General features: G+C 56.8%; 15 protein-coding genes. 12 read left to right on the top strand and 3 right to left on the bottom strand.

The annotated features are described in order from the left end of the window. Nucleotides 1-292: 292 nt before the first annotated feature. The 3 genes from fruB to fruA are packed head-to-tail and all read left to right on the top strand — an operon-like array spanning nt 293 to nt 4,063. Nucleotides 293-1,423: a fused PTS fructose transporter subunit IIA/HPr protein gene (gene fruB / locus USG84_RS13520; protein ID WP_151413981.1), complete on the top strand. Its 1,131-nt coding sequence runs from the start codon at nt 293-295 to the stop codon at nt 1,421-1,423. Then, entirely contained in the window at nt 1,423-2,361 is a 939-nt protein-coding gene (gene fruK, locus USG84_RS13525; RefSeq protein WP_010433510.1) for a 1-phosphofructokinase, read from the top strand. Before fruB ends, fruK begins: the two co-directional genes overlap by 1 nt. Nucleotides 2,362-2,377: 16 nt before the next feature. After that, nucleotides 2,378-4,063 carry a PTS fructose transporter subunit IIBC gene (fruA, locus tag USG84_RS13530; RefSeq protein WP_151413982.1) on the top strand — a complete coding sequence of 562 codons (1,686 nt, stop codon included), beginning with the start codon at nt 2,378-2,380 and terminating at the stop codon, nt 4,061-4,063. A 44-nt stretch (nt 4,064-4,107) separates the two neighbouring features. On the opposite strand, the gene nfo is transcribed toward fruA, so the two are convergent. Together nfo and USG84_RS13540 are read right to left on the bottom strand one after the other, a co-directional pair. Continuing rightward, a complete protein-coding gene (gene nfo / locus USG84_RS13535; RefSeq protein ID WP_061097612.1) occupies nt 4,108-4,965 on the bottom strand; it encodes a deoxyribonuclease IV in 858 nt (285 codons plus the stop codon). A gap of 64 nt (nt 4,966-5,029) precedes the next feature. Then, complete coding sequence (locus USG84_RS13540; protein WP_061097613.1) at nt 5,030-6,076, bottom strand: YeiH family protein; 1,047 nt, start codon at nt 6,074-6,076, stop codon at nt 5,030-5,032. A gap of 97 nt (nt 6,077-6,173) precedes the next feature. Between USG84_RS13540 and yieE the strand changes: the two genes are divergently transcribed. The 3 genes from yieE (at nt 6,174) to cirA (ending at nt 10,862) form a co-directional block, all read left to right on the top strand. Continuing rightward, nucleotides 6,174-7,040 (top strand): DNA-binding transcriptional regulator YeiE, encoded by an 867-nt coding sequence (gene yieE / locus USG84_RS13545; RefSeq protein ID WP_151413983.1) that lies wholly within the window; start codon nt 6,174-6,176, stop codon nt 7,038-7,040. A gap of 157 nt (nt 7,041-7,197) precedes the next feature. Beyond that, the gene (locus tag USG84_RS13550; protein WP_061097614.1) at nt 7,198-8,667 is read left to right on the top strand and encodes an amino acid permease; all 1,470 of its coding nucleotides are present in this window, start codon (nt 7,198-7,200) and stop codon (nt 8,665-8,667) included. Between the two features lie 224 nt (nt 8,668-8,891). Continuing rightward, nucleotides 8,892-10,862 (top strand): catecholate siderophore receptor CirA, encoded by a 1,971-nt coding sequence (gene cirA / locus USG84_RS13555; protein WP_151413984.1) that lies wholly within the window; start codon nt 8,892-8,894, stop codon nt 10,860-10,862. Nucleotides 10,863-10,961: 99 nt separating this feature from the next. Here cirA and fghA read toward each other — a convergent pair whose 3' ends face one another. Further along, nucleotides 10,962-11,789, bottom strand: coding sequence for an S-formylglutathione hydrolase (gene fghA / locus USG84_RS13560; protein WP_151413985.1), 828 nt, complete (start codon nt 11,787-11,789; stop codon nt 10,962-10,964). Between the two features lie 138 nt (nt 11,790-11,927). Between fghA and USG84_RS13565 the strand changes: the two genes are divergently transcribed. The 6 genes from USG84_RS13565 to mglA all read left to right on the top strand — a co-directional run bounded on the left by USG84_RS13565 (nt 11,928) and on the right by mglA (nt 19,095). Then, nucleotides 11,928-13,076: a YbfB/YjiJ family MFS transporter gene (locus USG84_RS13565; protein ID WP_253542806.1), complete on the top strand. Its 1,149-nt coding sequence runs from the start codon at nt 11,928-11,930 to the stop codon at nt 13,074-13,076. Between the two features lie 102 nt (nt 13,077-13,178). Then, nucleotides 13,179-13,847, top strand: coding sequence for a GTP cyclohydrolase I FolE (folE, locus tag USG84_RS13570; protein WP_023330924.1), 669 nt, complete (start codon nt 13,179-13,181; stop codon nt 13,845-13,847). Nucleotides 13,848-13,865: 18 nt separating this feature from the next. After that, nucleotides 13,866-15,023, top strand: a complete 1,158-nt coding sequence (yeiB, locus tag USG84_RS13575) for a DUF418 domain-containing protein YeiB (protein ID WP_151413986.1) — start codon at nt 13,866-13,868, stop codon at nt 15,021-15,023. 155 nt (nt 15,024-15,178) lie between these two features. After that, nucleotides 15,179-16,201, top strand: coding sequence for an HTH-type transcriptional regulator GalS (gene galS, locus USG84_RS13580; RefSeq protein WP_151413987.1), 1,023 nt, complete (start codon nt 15,179-15,181; stop codon nt 16,199-16,201). 295 nt (nt 16,202-16,496) lie between these two features. Further along, the gene (gene mglB / locus USG84_RS13585; RefSeq protein WP_008500923.1) at nt 16,497-17,495 is read left to right on the top strand and encodes a galactose/glucose ABC transporter substrate-binding protein MglB; all 999 of its coding nucleotides are present in this window, start codon (nt 16,497-16,499) and stop codon (nt 17,493-17,495) included. 79 nt (nt 17,496-17,574) lie between these two features. Beyond that, the gene (mglA, locus tag USG84_RS13590) at nt 17,575-19,095 is read left to right on the top strand and encodes a galactose/methyl galactoside ABC transporter ATP-binding protein MglA (RefSeq protein WP_151413988.1); all 1,521 of its coding nucleotides are present in this window, start codon (nt 17,575-17,577) and stop codon (nt 19,093-19,095) included. Nucleotide 19,096: the final 1 nt, after the last annotated feature.

The raw sequence follows: 19,096 nt of genomic DNA on the forward strand, positions 1-19,096 counted from the left end.
GAAGTCAATTACCCCACGAAAAATCAAAATGGCATTTCAACTTACGCCCCGCCTGGCTGAACTTAGCTGAAACTGGTTTGCTGAACTTCAGCAAATTCAGCTGAACGCAGAAGAAATGTGCAGTATCTCTAAATTCTGATATCGGAAACACGACTTTTCTTGCAAGCCAATGCAGAAAGCGCAAGACTTTTTGAAACGTTTCAGCGCTATCTTGTTTTAAAAAACGGAGCAGGCTAGCGTATTTTTTCTCATGTAAGCTGAAACGATTCACTTTCAGCAGGAGAGGAGAACCATGTTCCAGTTATCTGTTCAGGATATTCAGCCGGGCGCTCAGGCCGGAGATAAAGAAGAGGCCATTCGTCAGGTTGCCGCTGCCCTTGTGCAGGCGGGTAACGTCGCGGACGGCTACGTAAACGGTATGCTGGCGCGCGAGCAGCAGACCTCCACCTTCCTCGGCAATGGCATTGCCATTCCGCACGGCACAACCGACACCCGCGACCAGGTGCTGAAAACCGGCGTGAAGGTCTATCAATTCCCGCAGGGCGTGCTCTGGGGCGACGGCCAGGTGGCGTATGTCGCTATCGGTATCGCGGCCAGCAGCGACGAACATTTGGGCCTGCTGCGTCAGCTGACGCATGTTCTGAGCGATGACTCCGTGGCGGAACAGCTGAAGTCTGCAACCACTGCTGAAGAGCTGCGTGCGTTGCTGATGGGCGAAAAACAGAGTGAAGCGCTGAAGCTGGATAACGACACGCTGACGCTGGATGTTGTGGCCTCCGACCTGGTCACGCTGCAGGCGCTGAACGCGGGCCGCCTGAAAGAAGCGGGTGCCGCTGATGCCACCTTTGTGACGCGCGTGATTAACGATAAGCCGCTGAATCTTGGCCAGGGCATCTGGCTGAACGACAGCGCAGAAGGCAACCTGCGCAGCGCGATTGCCGTGAGCCGCGCGGCCACAGCATTCGACGTTGAGGGCGAGACAGCAGCCATGCTGGTGACCGTGGCGATGAACGATGAGCAGCCGGTTTCGGTGCTGAAGCGTCTGGGCGATCTGCTGCTGAACGATAAAGCTGAAAAACTGCTGAACGCCGATGCGGCGACCGTGCTGGCGCTGCTGACCAGCGACGACGCGCTGACGGACGACGTGCTGAACGCCGAGTTCGTGGTGCGTAACGAACACGGCCTGCATGCCCGTCCGGGCACCATGCTGGTCAACACCATTAAACAATTTGAAAGCGAGATTACCGTGACCAACCTGGATGGTTCGGGCAAACCGGCCAACGGCCGTAGCCTGATGAAAGTCGTCGCGCTGGGCGTGAAGAAAGGCCATCGTCTGCGCTTCACCGCGCAGGGTGCAGATGCTGAGCAGGCGCTGAAAGCAATTGGCGACGCCATCGCGGCAGGTCTGGGGGAGGGCGCATAATGAGCAGACGTGTTGCGACTATTACGCTGAACCCGGCTTATGACCTGGTGGGATTTTGCCCGGAAATTGAGCGCGGCGAAGTCAACCTCGTGCGTACCACTGGCCTGCATGCTGCGGGCAAAGGGATTAACGTCGCGAAGGTGCTGAAGGATCTCGGTATCGACGTCACCGTGGGCGGATTCCTTGGTAAAGATAACCAGGATGGCTTCCAGCAGCTGTTCAGCGAGCTGGGCATTGCCAACCGTTTTCAGGTTGTGCAGGGCCGTACCCGCATCAACGTCAAGCTGACCGAGAAAGACGGTGAAGTGACCGATCTTAACTTCTCCGGTTTCGAAGTGACGCCAGCTGACTGGGAACGCTTTGTGACCGACTCCCTGACCTGGCTGGGCCAGTTCGACATGGTGTGCGTCAGCGGCAGCCTGCCGTCCGGCGTCAGCCCGGAAGCGTTTACCGACTGGATGACTCGCCTGCGTAGCCAGTGCCCATGCATTATCTTCGACAGCAGCCGCGATGCGCTGGTGGCGGGTCTGAAAGCCTCTCCGTGGCTGGTTAAGCCTAACCGCCGCGAGCTGGAGATCTGGGCAGGCCGCAAGCTGCCGGAATTAAAAGATGTGATTGAGGCCGCCCATGCGCTGCGCGAGCAGGGTATTGCTCACGTGGTGATCTCGCTGGGTGCAGAAGGGGCGTTGTGGGTTAACGCTTCAGGTGAATGGATTGCCAAACCGCCGTCAATGGAAGTAGTGAGCACCGTTGGCGCAGGGGATTCTATGGTTGGCGGCCTGATTTACGGCCTGCTGATGCGTGAATCCAGTGAACATACGTTACGTCTTGCCACCGCCGTTGCAGCCCTGGCCGTGAGCCAGAGCAATGTCGGTATTACCGATCGTACCCAGTTAGCCGCGATGATGGCGCGCGTTGACTTAAAACCTTTTAACTAACAGCAGGAGAGGAATAATGAAAACGCTGCTGATCATTGACTCCGGTCTCGGACAGGCTCGCGCCTACATGGCGAAGACCCTGCTGGGCGCGGCGGCACAAAAAGCACACCTGGACATCATTGATAACCCAGGCGATGCCGAGCTGGCGATTGTCCTGGGCGATAAAATCCCCGCTGACAGCGCGCTGAACGGCAAAAAAGTGTGGCTGGGCGATATTAATCGCGCGGTGGCACACCCGGAACTGTTCCTGAGCGAAGCGAAAGGTCACGCGACCGTCTACAGCGCGCCTGTAGCGGCGGCTCCGGCTGCGGCCTCGGGTCCGAAACGCGTTGTTGCGGTCACGGCCTGCCCGACGGGCGTGGCGCACACCTTTATGGCGGCTGAAGCCATTGAAACCGAAGCGAAAAAACGCGGCTGGTGGGTGAAGGTTGAAACCCGTGGCTCCGTGGGTGCGGGCAATGCGATTACCCCTGAAGAAGTGGCGGAAGCCGATCTGGTGATCGTCGCGGCTGACATCGAAGTGGATCTGGCGAAGTTTGCCGGCAAGCCGATGTACCGCACCTCTACCGGCCTGGCGCTGAAAAAGACCGCGCAGGAGTTTGATAAGGCCCTGGCAGAAGCCAAACCGTATCAGGCGACCGGCGCAGCGAAAACCCCGACCGAAGGGAAAAAAGAGTCTGCGGGCGCGTATCGTCACCTGCTGACCGGCGTCTCCTACATGCTGCCGATGGTGGTGGCTGGCGGCCTGTGTATTGCGCTCTCCTTCGCCTTCGGTATTGAAGCGTTTAAAGAGCAGGGCACGCTGGCGGCGGCGTTAATGCAGATTGGCGGCGGCTCCGCTTTCGCCCTGATGGTGCCGGTACTGGCGGGCTTTATCGCCTTCTCAATCGCTGACCGTCCGGGTCTGACCCCGGGTCTTATCGGCGGTATGCTGGCGGTGAGCACCGGCTCAGGCTTTATCGGCGGTATCATCGCCGGTTTCCTCGCAGGTTACGTCGCGAAACTGATCAGCTCTAAGCTGAAGCTGCCGCAGAGTATGGAGGCGCTGAAGCCAATCCTGATCATTCCGCTGATCTCCAGCCTGGTGGTCGGTCTGGCGATGATTTACCTGATTGGTAAGCCGGTTGCGGGCATCCTGGCGGGCCTGACCCACTGGCTGCAAACCATGGGCACGGCGAACGCGGTGCTGCTGGGCGCAATCCTCGGCGGCATGATGTGTACCGACATGGGTGGCCCGGTGAACAAAGCGGCATACGCGTTTGGCGTAGGCCTGCTGAGTACTCAGACCTACGCGCCGATGGCGGCGATCATGGCGGCCGGTATGGTGCCACCGCTGGCGCTTGGCCTGGCGACGATTATTGCCCGTCGTAAGTTCGACAAAGCGCAGCAGGAAGGCGGTAAAGCGGCGCTGGTGCTGGGCCTGTGCTTCATCACCGAAGGTGCGATTCCGTTCGCGGCACGTGACCCAATGCGTGTTCTGCCGTGCTGTATCGTCGGCGGCGCGGTAACGGGCGCCATCTCCATGGCGATTGGCGCGAAGCTGATGGCGCCGCACGGCGGTCTGTTTGTACTGCTGATCCCTGGCGCCATCACCCCGGTACTGGGCTATCTGCTGGCGATTATTGCCGGTACGCTGGTGGCGGGTCTGTCTTACGCGGTGCTGAAACGTCCTGAAGCGGAAGTTGTGGCAAAAGCAGCGTAAGCGAAGCAACAAAAAAGCCGGGTGCTAATGCGACCCGGCTTTTTTTATGCCGCCTGTTCAGCGGTTTGCTGCGCCTTCAGCCAGGCAATCTCTTCCGCCCAGATATCCGGATTGATGGTTTCCAGCACCATCGGAATACCGTCGAAGCGCGCGTCCTGCATAATAAAGCGGAACGCATCGTGGCCGATATTGCCTTCGCCCAGGCTGTGGTGGCGGTCAACGCGGCTGCCGAACGCGCTTTTCGCATCGTTCAGGTGCATGCCGCGCAGATACTTAAAGCCGACAATTCGCTCAAACTCATCAAACGTGTTTTTCGTTGCCTCGGTGGTGCGCAGGTCGTACCCGGCCGCAAACGCGTGGCAGGTATCAATGCACACGCCCACGCGGGATTTATCTTCCACGCCGTCAATAATTGCCGCCAGATGTTCGAACTTAAAGCCGAGGTTGCTGCCCTGACCGGCGGTGTTTTCAATCACTGCGGTGACGCCTTTGGTTTTATCCAGCGTCATGTTGATGGATTCGGCGATGCGCGCCAGACAGGCATCTTCGTCAATCTGCATCAGATGACTACCCGGATGGAAGTTCAGCAGCGTCAGCCCGAGCTGTTCGCAGCGCTGCACTTCATCAAGGAACGCCTCGCGGGATTTCTCCAGCGCTTCCTGAACCGGATGCCCGAGGTTAATCAGATAGCTGTCGTGGGGAAGGATCTGGCCCGGCCCGTAATGGTATTTTTCACAGGCGGCTTTGAAATCGTCAATCACGTCGGCGGTGAGCGGCGCGGCGCGCCACTGGCGCTGGTTTTTGGTGAACAGGGCGAAAGCGGTCGCCTCGATTTCGGCAGCGCGAATGGCGGCATTCGCAAGGCCACCGGCAGCGCTGACGTGCGCTCCAACGTATTTCATAAAAAAACTCCTGTTAACCCGAAACGCTTATGATAGCGGGTTAACAGGAGAAGGACGAGATGGTTTATGCCATCAGGCTGTGCACGGCGAGGTTAATCGCACCGCCGCCGACAATCAGCCAGATGAAGAGCACCAGCGCCATCAGCAGCGGCTTCGCACCGGCTTTTTTCAGCGCGCTGACGTGCGTGGTCACACCCAGCGCCGCCATCGCCATCGCCAGCAGCACCGTATCCAGCGTCACCAGCATCTCAACCACCGCTTTAGGCAGCAGGTGGAAGGAGTTAAAAATAGCGACCACGATGAAGAGGATCGCAAACCACGGAATGGTGATTTTGCTTTTCTCGCTGCCGCCAGCCGGTGCCAGCTGTTTAACCCGCGCCGCGAGGAAAATCAGGAACGGCGCCAGCATCATCACGCGCAGCATTTTGGCAATGACCGCCGCGTTTTCCGCTTCCGGATTGATGGCGTGACCTGCCGCCACCACCTGCGCCACTTCGTGCATGGTCGAGCCAATATAGATGCCGTAGGTTTCCGGGCTAAACCAGTGCGCCACCAGCGGATACATCGCGGGATAAAGGAAGATCGCCAGCGTACCGAAGATAACCACCGTCGCGACTGCCACCGTCACTTTACTGGCTTCGGCTTTAACGACCGGTTCCGTCGCCAGCACCGCGGCCGCACCGCAGATGCTGCTGCCTGCGCCGATCAGCCAGCTGGTTTGCTTGTCCAGGCCAAAGATCTTCTGACCGATAAAGCACGCCAGTAAAAAGGTGCTGGAGAGCGTCAGGACGTCTATGGCAATCCCGCTGACGCCCACGTCCGCAATCTGCGAAAAGGTGAGGCGGAAGCCGTAAAGAATAATGCCGAGGCGCAGTAAATGTTGTTTGGCGAAAATCACGCCCCCGTCGCAGGATTTCCAGATGTGCGGGTAAACGGTATTCCCGACCACCATGCCGAGCAAAATGGCCAGCGTTAACGCGCTGAACCCTGCACCGGCCACTGCCGGAATACTGCCGCCCCATAAGGCCACGCCGGTGACGACGGCGCTGAGCGCGAGACCCGGCACGAAGTGCCACACTGTACGATGATGATGTAAGGTGATTTCTGACATAACCTTCTCCTTTGTCTGGCTAAAGGTTACGGCGCGCTGGCTTAAAAATAAAATTGATTATATATTTATAATTAATCTCTATAAGTGGTAAGTAACCATGCACATTACATTGCGTCAGCTGGAAGTGTTTGCCGAGGTGCTGAAAAGCGGCTCGACGACCCAGGCGTCACAAATGCTGGCGCTCTCGCAGTCTGCCGTCAGCGCGGCATTGACCGATCTCGAAGGCCAGCTGGGCGTCCAGCTGTTCGACAGGGTAGGGAAGCGACTGGTGGTCAACGAACATGGCCGCCTGCTTTACCCGCGCGCGCTGGCGCTGCTGGAGCAGGCGATTGAAATCGAGCAGCTGTTCCGCGAGGACAACGGCGCGATCCGAGTGTTTGCCAGCAGCACCATCGGAAACTACATCCTGCCGGAAGTGATTGCCCGCTACCGCCGGGATTTCCCGACCCTGCCGCTGGAGATGAGCGTGGGCAACAGCCAGGACGTGATCAACGCGGTGATCGATTTCCGCGTGGATATCGGTCTTATCGAAGGTCCTTGCCACAACGTCGATATCATTGCCGAGCCCTGGCTGGAGGATGAGCTGGTGGTGTTTGCGTCTCCGGCCTCGTCGTTATTGCAGGGCGAGGTGACGCTGGAGCGGCTGGCGCAGGCGCAGTGGATCCTCCGCGAGCAGGGTTCCGGCACGCGTGAGATTGTCGACTACCTGCTGCTGTCGCATCTGCCGCATTTCCAGCTGGGAATGGAGCTGGGGAACTCAGAGGCGATTAAGCACGCGGTGCGTCATGGCCTGGGCATCAGCTGTCTTTCCCGGCGGGTGATTGCCGAACAGCTGGAGACCGGATCGCTGGTGGAAATCCTCGTTCCGCTGCCGAAGCTGGTGCGCACGCTGTGGTGCATTCATCACCGTCAGAAACACCTGTCCAGTTCGCTGCAGCGTTTTCTGCGCTACTGCGAAATGTAAAAGCGCCCCTCACCCCTGGGTGACGGGAAAAAATAATGCGTTACTTATAATCCTGGCCGAGTCATGAAGCTCTCTTATAACAGGGTATTTCTGCCGGAAGGAACGGAGATCGTCTGCTACAATCGCGCCTCATTTATTAAATGGACAGCATTTTCACATGGTTTCAGAAACTAAAACCACAGAAGCGCCCACGCTACGTCGTGAACTCAAGGCGCGTCACCTGACGATGATCGCCATTGGCGGCTCAATCGGTACAGGTCTTTTCGTTGCCTCTGGCGCAACGATTTCGGCAGCCGGCCCGGGTGGGGCACTCTTCTCTTATATCCTGATTGGCCTGATGGTTTACTTCCTGATGACCAGTCTGGGCGAACTGGCGGCATACATGCCGGTGTCAGGTTCGTTTTCGACCTACGGACAAAAATACGTTGAGGAAGGCTTCGGCTTCGCGCTGGGCTGGAACTACTGGTACAACTGGGCCGTGACCATCGCCGTGGATCTCGTCGCCGCGCAGCTGGTGATGACCTGGTGGTTCCCGGACACGCCGGGCTGGATCTGGAGCGCGCTGTTCCTGGCCGTCATCTTCCTGCTGAACTACATCTCCGTGCGCGGCTTTGGCGAAGCGGAATACTGGTTCTCTTTGATCAAAGTGGCAACCGTCATCATCTTTATCGTCGTCGGCGTGGCGATGATCGTGGGGATTTTCAAAGGGGCTGAACCTGCGGGCTGGAGCAACTGGACGATAGGCGATGCGCCGTTTGCCGGGGGCTTCTCGGCGATGATTGGCGTGGCGATGATTGTCGGCTTCTCCTTCCAGGGCACCGAGCTGATTGGTATCGCGGCCGGTGAATCCGAAAACCCGGAGAAGAACATTCCGCGCGCGGTGCGTCAGGTGTTCTGGCGTATCCTGCTGTTCTACGTGTTCGCTATTTTGATTATCAGCCTGATCATTCCGTATACCGATCCAAGCCTGCTGCGTAACGACGTGAAAGACATCAGCGTCAGCCCGTTCACCCTGGTCTTCCAGCATGCGGGCCTGCTCTCAGCGGCGGCGGTAATGAACGCGGTGATCCTGACGGCGGTGCTGTCGGCGGGTAACTCCGGCATGTACGCATCCACCCGTATGCTGTACACCCTGGCCTGCGACGGCAAAGCGCCGCGCATTTTCTCGAAGCTGTCCCGCGGCGGCGTCCCGCGTAACGCGCTGTATGCCACCACGGTCATTGCGGGCCTGTGCTTCCTGACCTCCATGTTTGGCAACCAGACGGTGTACCTGTGGCTGCTGAACACCTCCGGGATGACGGGCTTTATCGCCTGGCTGGGCATTGCCATCAGCCACTACCGTTTCCGTCGCGGCTACGTTATGCAGGGGCACGATCTCAATAACCTGCCGTACCGTTCTGGCTTCTTCCCGCTGGGGCCGATTTTTGCCTTCATCCTGTGCCTGATTATTACCCTGGGACAGAACTATGAAGCTTTCCTTGCGGACACCATTGACTGGGGCGCCGTTACGGCCACCTACATTGGTATTCCGCTGTTCCTGGTCATCTGGTTTGGCTACAAACTGACGAAAGGAACCCGCTTCGTTCGCTACAGTGAAATGGATTTCCCGGAACGATTTAAACAATAACCGCGCTTCCTCTCTTTCAGCCCGCTCACATGAGCGGGCTTTTTTATCTCCACAGTATGAATTTCGGATATATTTTTTAACAATTTAATTGATAATAATTATCGTTTGCTTTATCGTTATCAAAAAATAAGCGTGCTACCGACCTACCGCAGATGTGGGCGGACAACAAGGCACTGTGAGCGATGATTTTTGATTGAGTTGTATTTACCTCATGGAGATATGGAATGTTTAGGTTGAATCCCGTCGTCAGGGGAGGACTATGCGCGTCCGCAATGTCCCTGGCACTGCCTGTCATCGCAGCGGAATCTGGCGACACAATGGTTGTTACGGCATCCGCGAACGAGCAAAACCTGAAAGACGCACCGGCAAGTATCAGCGTGATTACCCAGGAAGATTTGCAGCGCAAACCCGTTCAGAATCTGAAAGATGTGTTACGGGATGTGCCGGGCGTGCAGCTCACGAGCGAAGGGGACAACCGTAAAGGGGTAAGTATTCGCGGTCTGGACAGCAGCTATACGCTCATCTTGATCGACGGCAAGCGCGTCAACTCGCGCAACGCGGTCTTCCGCCATAACGATTTCGACCTCAACTGGGTGCCGGTTGATGCCATTGAACGCATTGAAGTGGTGCGCGGACCGATGTCTTCTCTCTACGGCTCTGATGCTCTCGGCGGCGTGGTGAACATCATCACCAAAAAAATAGGCCAGAAGTGGACGGGCACCCTGAGCGCGGATTCTACCATTCAGGAACACCGCGATCGTGGCGACACGTATAACGGTCAGTTTTATACCAGCGGTCCGCTGGTGGACGGCCTGCTGGGCCTGAAAGCCTACGGCAGCCTCGCGAAGCGTGAGAAAGACGGGCAGCAGAAATCCTCCACCACGGCGAGCGGTGAAACGCCGCGCATTGAGGGCTTCACCAGCCGCGATGCTAACGTGGAATTCGCCTGGACGCCAACAGAGAACCACGACTTCACCGCGGGCTACGGCTTTGACCGCCAGGATCGCGATTCAGACTCCCTCGACAAAAACCGCCTTGAGCGTCAGAACTACTCTCTCAGCCATAACGGCCTCTGGGGCGTCGGCAACAGCGAGCTGAAGGTTTACGGCGAGAAGGTGGATAACAAAAACCCGGGCAACAGCAATCCGATCACCTCCGAGAGCAACGCGGTGGACGGGAAATACGTGCTGCCGCTGGGCGAGATTAATCAGCTGCTGACCTTTGGCGGCGAGTGGCGACACGATAAGCTGAAAGATCCGGTCAACCTGACGGGAGGCTCCAGCAGCAGTACGTCGACAAGCCAGTACGCGCTGTTCCTCGAAGACGAATGGCGTATCTTCGAGCCGCTGGCGCTGACCACCGGCATCCGTATGGACGACCATGACACCTACGGCGACCACTGGAGCCCGCGTGCTTATCTGGTATACAACGCAACGGATACCGTGACGGTGAAAGGGGGCTGGGCCACCGCGTTTAAAGCGCCGTCTCTGCTGCAGCTGAGCCCGGACTGGGTCACCGGCTCGTGCCGCGGCGCCTGCGAGATTGTTGGTAACCCGGACCTGAAGCCGGAAACCAGCGAGAGCTTCGAATTTGGTCTCTACTACAGCGGGGAGGAGGGCTGGTTAGAGGGCGTGCAGGCCAGCATCACTACCTTCCAGAATAACGTAGATGACCGCATCAGCATCAGCCGTACGGCTAACGTGAACCAGGCGCAGAGCTACCCGAACTACGTTGGCCTGAACGCGGACGGTGAACCGATTTTCCGCTATTACAACGTCAACAAGGCGCGCATCCGTGGGGTGGAGACCGAAGTGAAGTTCCCGCTGGCCGAAGACTGGATAGTGACGCTGAACTACACCTATAACGACGGCCGCGATATCAGCAACGGCGGCAACAAACCGCTGTCCGAGCTGCCGTTCCACACCGCCAACGGGACCGTTGACTGGAAGGCGACGCAGGACTGGTCATTCTATGTTCAGGGTAACTACACCGGCGAGAAGCGCGCGCTGACCAGCAGTGCACCAACGCCGGGTGGCTATGTCATCTGGAATACCGGCGCGGCGTGGCAGGCGACGAAAAGCGTGAAGCTGCGCGCGGGCGTGCAGAACCTGCTGGATAAAGATCTGAGCCGCGACGATTACAGCTACACGGAAGATGGCCGTCGCTACTTTGTTGGCGTGGACTATAAGTTCTGATGTGACCTGGATGCCCGGTGGCGCTTCGCTTACCGGGCATCCAAAACCCGCGAACGCAGGCCGGGTAAGGCGAAGCCGCCACCCGGCAATGACGCGCACTTACCCAAACAAATGCTCCGCATGGAAGCGGAGATGATCCTCGATAAAGGACGCCATAAAGTAATAGCTGTGATCGTATCCCGGCTGAATGCGCAGCGTCAGCGGCCAGTCCTTCTGGCGCGCCGCCTCAGCCAACACCGCAGGCTGTAGCTGTCCGGCGAGGAACTGATCCGCATCGCCCTGATCGATAAGCATCGGGATCGCGCTCGCCGAATCGCTTGCCAGCATCAGCGCGCAGCTGTCCCATTCCTGCCATTTTTCGGCATCCTCACCCAGATAGTTTGTGAAAGCTTTTTGCCCCCACGGCACCTGCATTGGGTTCACAATCGGCGCGAACGCAGAGACGCTGGTGTATTTCCCCGGGTTTTTCAGCGCCATGATAAGCGCCCCGTGTCCGCCCATGGAGTGCCCGCTGATGGCGCAGCGGTCGCTCACCGCAAATTCGGTCTTAATCAGCGCAGGCAGCTCGTCGCGAATGTAGTCATACATGCGGTAATGGCTCGCCCACGGCTGTTCGGTGGCGTTGAGATAAAATCCGGCGCCTTTACCTAAATCGTACCCGGCATCGTCCGCCACATCATCGCCGCGCGGGCTGGTGTCGGGCATTACCAGCGCAATGCCCAGTTCGGCCGCAATGCGCTGCGCGCCCGCTTTGGTAGTGAAGTTTTCGTCGTTACACGTCAGGCCTGAAAGCCAGAACAGAACCGGCGGATTTTCCGTCGGCGGCAGGAAAATGCTGAACGTCATGGCGCAGTTCAGCGTGGTGGAGTCGTGCCGCCAGCGCTGCTGTCGACCTTCAAAACAACGGTGCTCTTCGAGCAGTTCCATGCAGGGCTCCTTAATGAGAATAGCTATTCATTAGAGCCATAATACAGCGTTTTCATTTACCTGTGAGCAACTTTCACTTTCGCGGAACGGCGAGATGCTGCATCATAAATTTACTTTTCTTTAACAATTGGAGCGGTCATGGCGCTGCGTATTGCGCTTAGTGGGTTTGTCGTTCTGGTGGTTGCGATGGGGATAGGGCGCTTCGCCTTCACGCCTCAGGTGCCGCTGATGATTGCCGCCGGGCAACTCACGCTCACCAGCGCGGGTCTGGTGGCGGCGATGAATTATCTGGGCTATCTGGTGGGCGCATGGGATGCCATGCGGGCGCACCGCTTTGTTGAAACGCGACTCTGGCTCGGCATCACGGGCGCGGTTGCGTTGACCCTGCTCTCCGCCGCGGCGGATAACGCCGTCGTGCACGGCCTGCTGCGCTTTGTGATTGGCTGCATGAGCGGCTGGTCAATGGTGCTGATTGCCGCCTGGAGCAACGAGCGGCTGGGGCAGCTGGGTAAACCGGGGCTCAGTGCCGCCGTGTTTGCCGGACCAGGGGCAGGTATCGCCCTGAGCGGCCTGCTTGCGGTCTATATTCAGGCGAAATCCCTTTCGGCCGGTGCGGCGTGGCAAATCTACGGCGTGCTGGCGCTGGTACTGGTTGCGCTGGTGGCGCGCTATCTGCCGCGTTCCGGGCAGCTTCATCGACCCGGCACCGCGCCAGAGCCGCTGGTGCTGACGACGGATTTAAAGCGCCTGGTCTGGAGCTACAGCCTGGCGGGATTTGGCTATATCCTTCCGGCGACCTTCCTGTCGCAAATGGCGGCGGTGCGTTTTCCCGGCAGCCTTTTTGCCCAGTTTGTCTGGCCGATTTTTGGTGCCGCCGCCGTGGTGGGCATTGCGCTCAGCATTCTTTTGCGCCACACCTCAACGGCTAACCGCAGGCTGGCCATCGTGCTGTGGTTACAGGGCGCGGGCGTGCTGGCGGCCTGGCTGCTGCCGGGCATTGGCGGCTTGCTGACGGGCGGGCTGCTGGTGGGCGGCGGGTTCCTGTGCGCGGTGCAGCTCTCTCTTTTGTACGGCCGCGAGCTGGCACCGAACCACACGCGCTACATGGCGGGGCTGCTCACCACCGGATATGCCATCGGGCAATTGGTGGGGCCGGTGACCTCGGCGTTATCAACCTGGCTAACCCACCGGCTGGAGCCTGCGCTGGGGCTGGCTGGCGTTGCGCTGTTTGTCGCGGGTGCCCTGGTCTGGAATCGCCACGCTGAAAGGCAACAGCAATTGCAATAATTATCGTCGTGAATACTGGATTATGTGCGTCGCCTCACGCACAATGAGCGCATACTTTTGCCACAACGAGGGCAAAAGACGCCACACCTGCAGGAGAACAAAATGTCATCACTCAGTAAAGAAGCTGCCCTGGTCCACGAAGCCCTGCTCGCGCGCGGTCTTGAAACGCCACTGCGTCCGCCCGTTCAGGATATGGACAATGAAACCCGTAAGAGTCTGATTTCCGGGCATATGACCGAGATCATGCAACTGCTGAATCTCGATCTGAGCGATGACAGCCTGATGGAGACGCCCAAGCGTATCGCGAAAATGTACGTCGACGAAATTTTCTCCGGACTGGATTACGCCAACTTCCCGAAAATTACCGTCATCGAAAACAAGATGAAGGTGGATGAGATGGTGACGGTCCGTGACATTACGCTGACCAGCACCTGCGAACACCATTTCGTGACCATCGACGGTAAAGCGACCGTGGCGTATATCCCGAAAGACACGGTGATTGGCCTGTCGAAGATCAACCGTATTGTGCAGTTCTTCGCGCAGCGCCCTCAGGTGCAGGAGCGTCTGACGCAGCAGATCCTGATCGCGCTGCAAACGCTGCTGGGCACCAACAACGTGGCGGTTTCCATCGACGCGGTGCACTACTGCGTGAAAGCGCGCGGCGTGCGTGATGCAACCAGCGCTACCACCACCACCTCGCTGGGCGGCCTGTTTAAATCAAGCCAGAACACCCGCCAGGAGTTCCTGCGCGCCGTGCGTCACCACAACTAATCAGACAGGGCAGGGACCATGGAGCGAAACGTCACGCTCGATTTTGTTCGCGGCGTCGCCATACTGGGTATCCTGCTGCTGAATATCAGCGCCTTCGGTCTGCCGAAGGCCGCTTATCTCAATCCCGCCTGGTACGGCGACATCACCCGAAGCGATGCCTGGACGTGGGCGATCCTTGACCTGTTTGCCCAAGTTAAATTCCTCACGCTGTTTGCGCTGCTGTTTGGCGCGGGCCTGCAGCTTCTGCTCAAACGCGGCACGCGCTGGATCCAGTCGCGCTTGACGCTGTTGGTCATCCTAGGGTTCATCCACGGCCTGTTCTTCTGGGACGGTGATATTCTTCTCGCTTATGGGTTAGTCGGGCTGATCTGCTGGCGGCTGATTCGCGACGCGCACAGCGTGAAAAGCCTGTTTAACACCGGCGTAATGCTCTATCTCATGGGGCTCGGCGTCCTGCTTTTGCTGGGGCTGATCTCCGGTGACGCGACGAACCGTTCCTGGATCCCGGATGCCGCTAACCTGCAGTACGAGCAGTACTGGAAGCTGAAGGGCGGTACGGAAGCGATAAGCAACCGTGCGGATATGCTGGGGGATAACCTCCTTGCGCTGGGCGCGCAATACGGCTGGCAGCTGGCAGGGATGATGCTGATGGGGGCGTCGTTGATGCGCACCGGCTGGCTGAAAGGCGAATTTAGCCTGCGTCACTACCGCCGCACCGGGGCGGGGCTGGTTCTGCTGGGCGTGCTGATTAACCTTCCGGCGGTGATTGCGCAGTGGCACCTTCACTGGGATTACCGCTGGTGCGCGTTTCTGCTGCAGGTGCCGCGTGAATTGAGCGCGCCGTTCCAGACCATCGGCTATGCGGCGCTGATCTATGGCTTCTGGCCGCAGCTTTCTCGTCTGTGGATCGTCAGCGCCGTTGCCTGCGTCGGGCGGATGGCGTTAAGCAATTACCTTCTGCAAACGCTGATCTGCACCACGCTTTTCTATCGCTTTGGCCTGTTTATGAAATTCGACCGCCTCGGGCTGCTGGCGTTTGTTATTCCGGTCTGGGTAGTAAACCTGGCGTTTTCTGTCATCTGGCTGCGTTATTTCCGCCAGGGACCGCTGGAGTGGGCGTGGCGTCAGTTAACCGCACATGCTTCAGGGGTATCATTGAGTAATACATCCAGATAACGATCTGGATCACAATCATTAACAAAACGGATGTAAGCGTTTTCATGAGTGTGACCTTCTTCACGTAGTCCCCTTTCTCTCGCTGCCAAAATAGCCACCTTGCTAAACACAGGGGGTGTCTGTGAGTTGCTGCAATTCTTTGAAGGATGGTGAATATGATCACCATTCGTGACGTCGCCCGTCTGGCGGGCGTTTCTGTGGCTACCGTCTCCCGCGTGCTGAACAACAGCGCGCTGGTTAGCCCTGAAACCCGTGAAACCGTAATGAAAGCCGTGACCCAGCTGGGGTACCGGCCAAATGCCAACGCGCAGGCGCTTGCAACGCAGGTCAGCGATACCATCGGCGTGGTGGTGATGGATGTCTCGGACACCTTTTTCGGTGCGCTGGTGAAAGCGGTCGATGTGGTCGCCCAGCAGCATCAGAAATACGTGCTGATTGGCAACAGCTATCACGAGGCGGAAAAGGAGCGTTATGCCATTGAAGTGCTGATCCGCCAGCGCTGCAACGCCCTGATCGTCCACTCAAAAGCCTTAGGCGATGAAGAGCTGGCCGGGTTTATGGAGCAGATCCCGGGCATGGTGCTGATCAACCGCATTGTCCCGGGCTATGCCCACCGCTGCGTCGGGCTGGATAACGTCAGCGGCGCCATGATGGCCACCAAAATGCTCATCAATAACGGCCATCAGCGGATCGGCTATCTGGCCTCCAGCCATCAAATTGAAGATGACGCGTTGCGGCGTGAGGGGTGGCAAAACGCCCTGAAAGAGCACGGCATTACGCCATCAGAAAGCTGGATCGGCACCGGAACGCCGGACATGCAGGGCGGTGAGGCGGCAATGGTGGAACTGCTGGGCCGCAACTTGCAGCTTTCTGCGGTGTTCGCCTATAACGACAGCATGGCCGCGGGCGCGCTGACTGCGCTGAAGGATAACGGCATTGCGGTGCCACAGCATTTGTCATTGATTGGTTTCGATGATATTCCGATTGCCCGTTACACCGACCCGCAGCTGACTACGGTGCGCTATCCCATTGCTTCTATGGCAAAACTGGCGACCGAGCTGGCGCTACAGGGAGCGGCAGGGCTGCTGGATCCGGGGGCTACGCACTGCTTCATGCCGACGCTGGTGCGTCGTCATTCCGTTGCCGCCCGGCAAATTGTGGTTCCGATCACTAACTGATTACATCAGGTGATGTAACCGTTTTCAATCTGTGAGTAAATTCACAGTATCTTAACAAGGCGCTGACTATGATGTCAGCGTTTTAGGGGCTGAAACGCTATGTAACGGTGATTATTCGCTTTCACTATAGCCAATGTGCCGCAAACAACGAATAAAACGCATTTCTGGAGCGTTACCGACCACGGAAGATAGAAATTTTATAAGTGAGCGTCGGCTGTCAGTAACGTTTTATTAACACCTGCCTGCCGATCGTTATTCACAAGAACTACCCTGCATAAAAAAAACCGGAGATACCATGAATAAGAAGGTGTTGACTCTGTCTGCTGTAATGGCAAGCATGCTTTTTGGTGCAGCAGCGCACGCTGCGGATACCCGTATTGGTGTGACCATCTATAAATACGACGACAACTTTATGTCTGTTGTGCGTAAAGCAATTGAGAAAGATGCGAAAGCAGCGCCAGACGTACAGCTGCTGATGAACGACTCCCAGAACGACCAGTCCAAACAGAACGACCAGATCGACGTTCTGCTGGCAAAAGGCGTTAAGGCCCTGGCAATCAACCTGGTTGACCCGGCTGCAGCAGGCACGGTTATTGAGAAAGCGCGTGGCCAGAACGTGCCAATCGTCTTCTTCAACAAAGAACCTTCCCGTAAAGCGCTGGACAGCTATGACAAAGCGTATTACGTCGGTACTGATTCTAAAGAGTCCGGCATTATTCAGGGCGATCTGATCGCGAAACACTGGGCGGCGAACCCGAACTGGGACCTGAACAAAGACGGTCAGATCCAGTTCGTGCTGCTGAAAGGCGAGCCTGGCCACCCGGATGCTGAAGCGCGTACCACCTATGTTATTAAAGAGCTGAACGACAAGGGCCTGAAAACCCAGCAGCTGGCGTTAGATACCGCGATGTGGGACACCGCTCAGGCGAAAGATAAGATGGACGCGTGGCTGTCTGGCCCGAACGCGAACAAAATCGAAGTGGTCATTGCTAACAACGATGCGATGGCAATGGGCGCGGTTGAAGCGCTGAAAGCCCACAATAAATCGTCCATCCCGGTATTTGGCGTGGATGCTCTGCCTGAAGCGCTGGCGCTGGTTAAATCTGGCGCGATGGCCGGTACCGTTCTGAACGATGCCAACAACCAGGCGAAAGCGACCTTCGATCTGGCGAAAAACCTCGCCGACGGTAAAGGCGCGGCGGATGGCACCAATTGGAAAATTGACAACAAAATCGTTCGCGTGCCTTACGTGGGCGTAGACCAGTCCAACCTGGCTGAGTTTATCGGTAAATAAGATCTTTGTTTTGTCTTCACTGGGCGCAATTCGTTGCGCCCTTTTATAACGCGATATGCGAGGCCAACAAGGTATAATTATGGTCAGCACAACTACTCAGTCGTCCGGTGAATACTTGTTGGAAATGACAGGCGTCAACAAGTCCTTCCCCGGTGTTAAGGCACTCGATAATGTTAATTTAAAAGTCCGTCCTCACTCTATTCATGCATTAATGGGGGAGAACGGTGCGGGTAAATCAACATTATTAAAATGTCTTTTTGGGATCTATCAAAAAGATTCTGGCAGCATTCTTTTTCAGGGGAAAGAGATCGATTTCCATTCAGCGAAAGAAGCGCTGGAAAACGGTATCTCGATGGTTCACCAGGAATTAAACCTGGTACTGCAACGCTCGGTAATGGATAACATGTGGTTGGGACGTTACCCAACCAAAGGTGTGTTTGTCGATCAGGATAAAATGTATCGCGACACCAAAGCGATTTTCGATGAGCTGGATATTGATATCGACCCGCGCGCCCGCGTAGGGACATTATCCGTTTCCCAGATGCAGATGATCGAAATTGCCAAAGCGTTCTCCTATGACGCGAAAATCGTCATCATGGACGAACCCACCTCGTCATTAACGGAAAAAGAGGTTAACCATCTTTTTACCATTATTCGTAAGCTGAAAGAGCGCGGCTGCGGCATTGTGTACATCTCGCACAAAATGGAAGAGATCTTCCAGCTGTGCGATGAAATTACCATCCTGCGCGACGGCCAGTGGATTGCCACGCAGCCGCTGGAAGGGCTGGACATGGACAAGATCATCGCCATGATGGTTGGCCGTTCCCTGAACCAGCGCTTCCCGGACAAAGAGAACAAGCCGGGCGAAGTGATCCTGGAAGTGCGCAATCTGACCTCGCTGCGCCAGCCGTCCATCCGCGATGTTTCTTTCGACCTTCACAAAGGCGAAATTCTTGGCATTGCTGGCCTGGTAGGGGCAAAGCGTACCGACATCGTGGAAACCCTGTTTGGCATCCGCGAGAAAGCCGACGGCACCATCACGTTGCACGGGAAGAAAATTAACAACTATAATGCCAACGAAGCCATTAATAACGGTTTTGCGCTGGTGACGGAAGAACGTCGTTCGACCGGTATTTATGCTTATCTGGATATTAACTTTAACTCGTTAATCTCTAATATTCGTAATTACAAAAACAAAGTCGGGCTGCTGGATAATTCCCGCATGAAGAGCGACACCCAATGGGTAATTGACTCCATGCGCGTGAAAACGCCTGGCCACCGTACCCAAATTGGTTCGCTTTCCGGCGGTAACCAGCAGAAAGTTATTATTGGCCGTTGGTTATTAACCCAGCCAGAAATTCTGATGCTGGATGAACCGACCCGCGGTATTGACGTCGGCGCGAAGTTTGAAATTTATCAGCTGATTGCCGAGCTGGCGAAAAAGAATAAAGGGATCATTATTATTTCTTCCGAAATGCCGGAACTGTTAGGGATCACGGACCGTATTCTGGTTATGAGCAATGGTCTCGTTGCCGGTATTGTTGACACCAAAACGACAACGCAAAACGAAATTTTGCGTCTTGCGTCTTTGCACCTTTAAG

The sequence above is a fragment of the Enterobacter sp. 168J2 genome (assembly GCF_034107265.1).
GTDB lineage: Bacteria > Pseudomonadota > Gammaproteobacteria > Enterobacterales > Enterobacteriaceae > Enterobacter > Enterobacter nematophilus.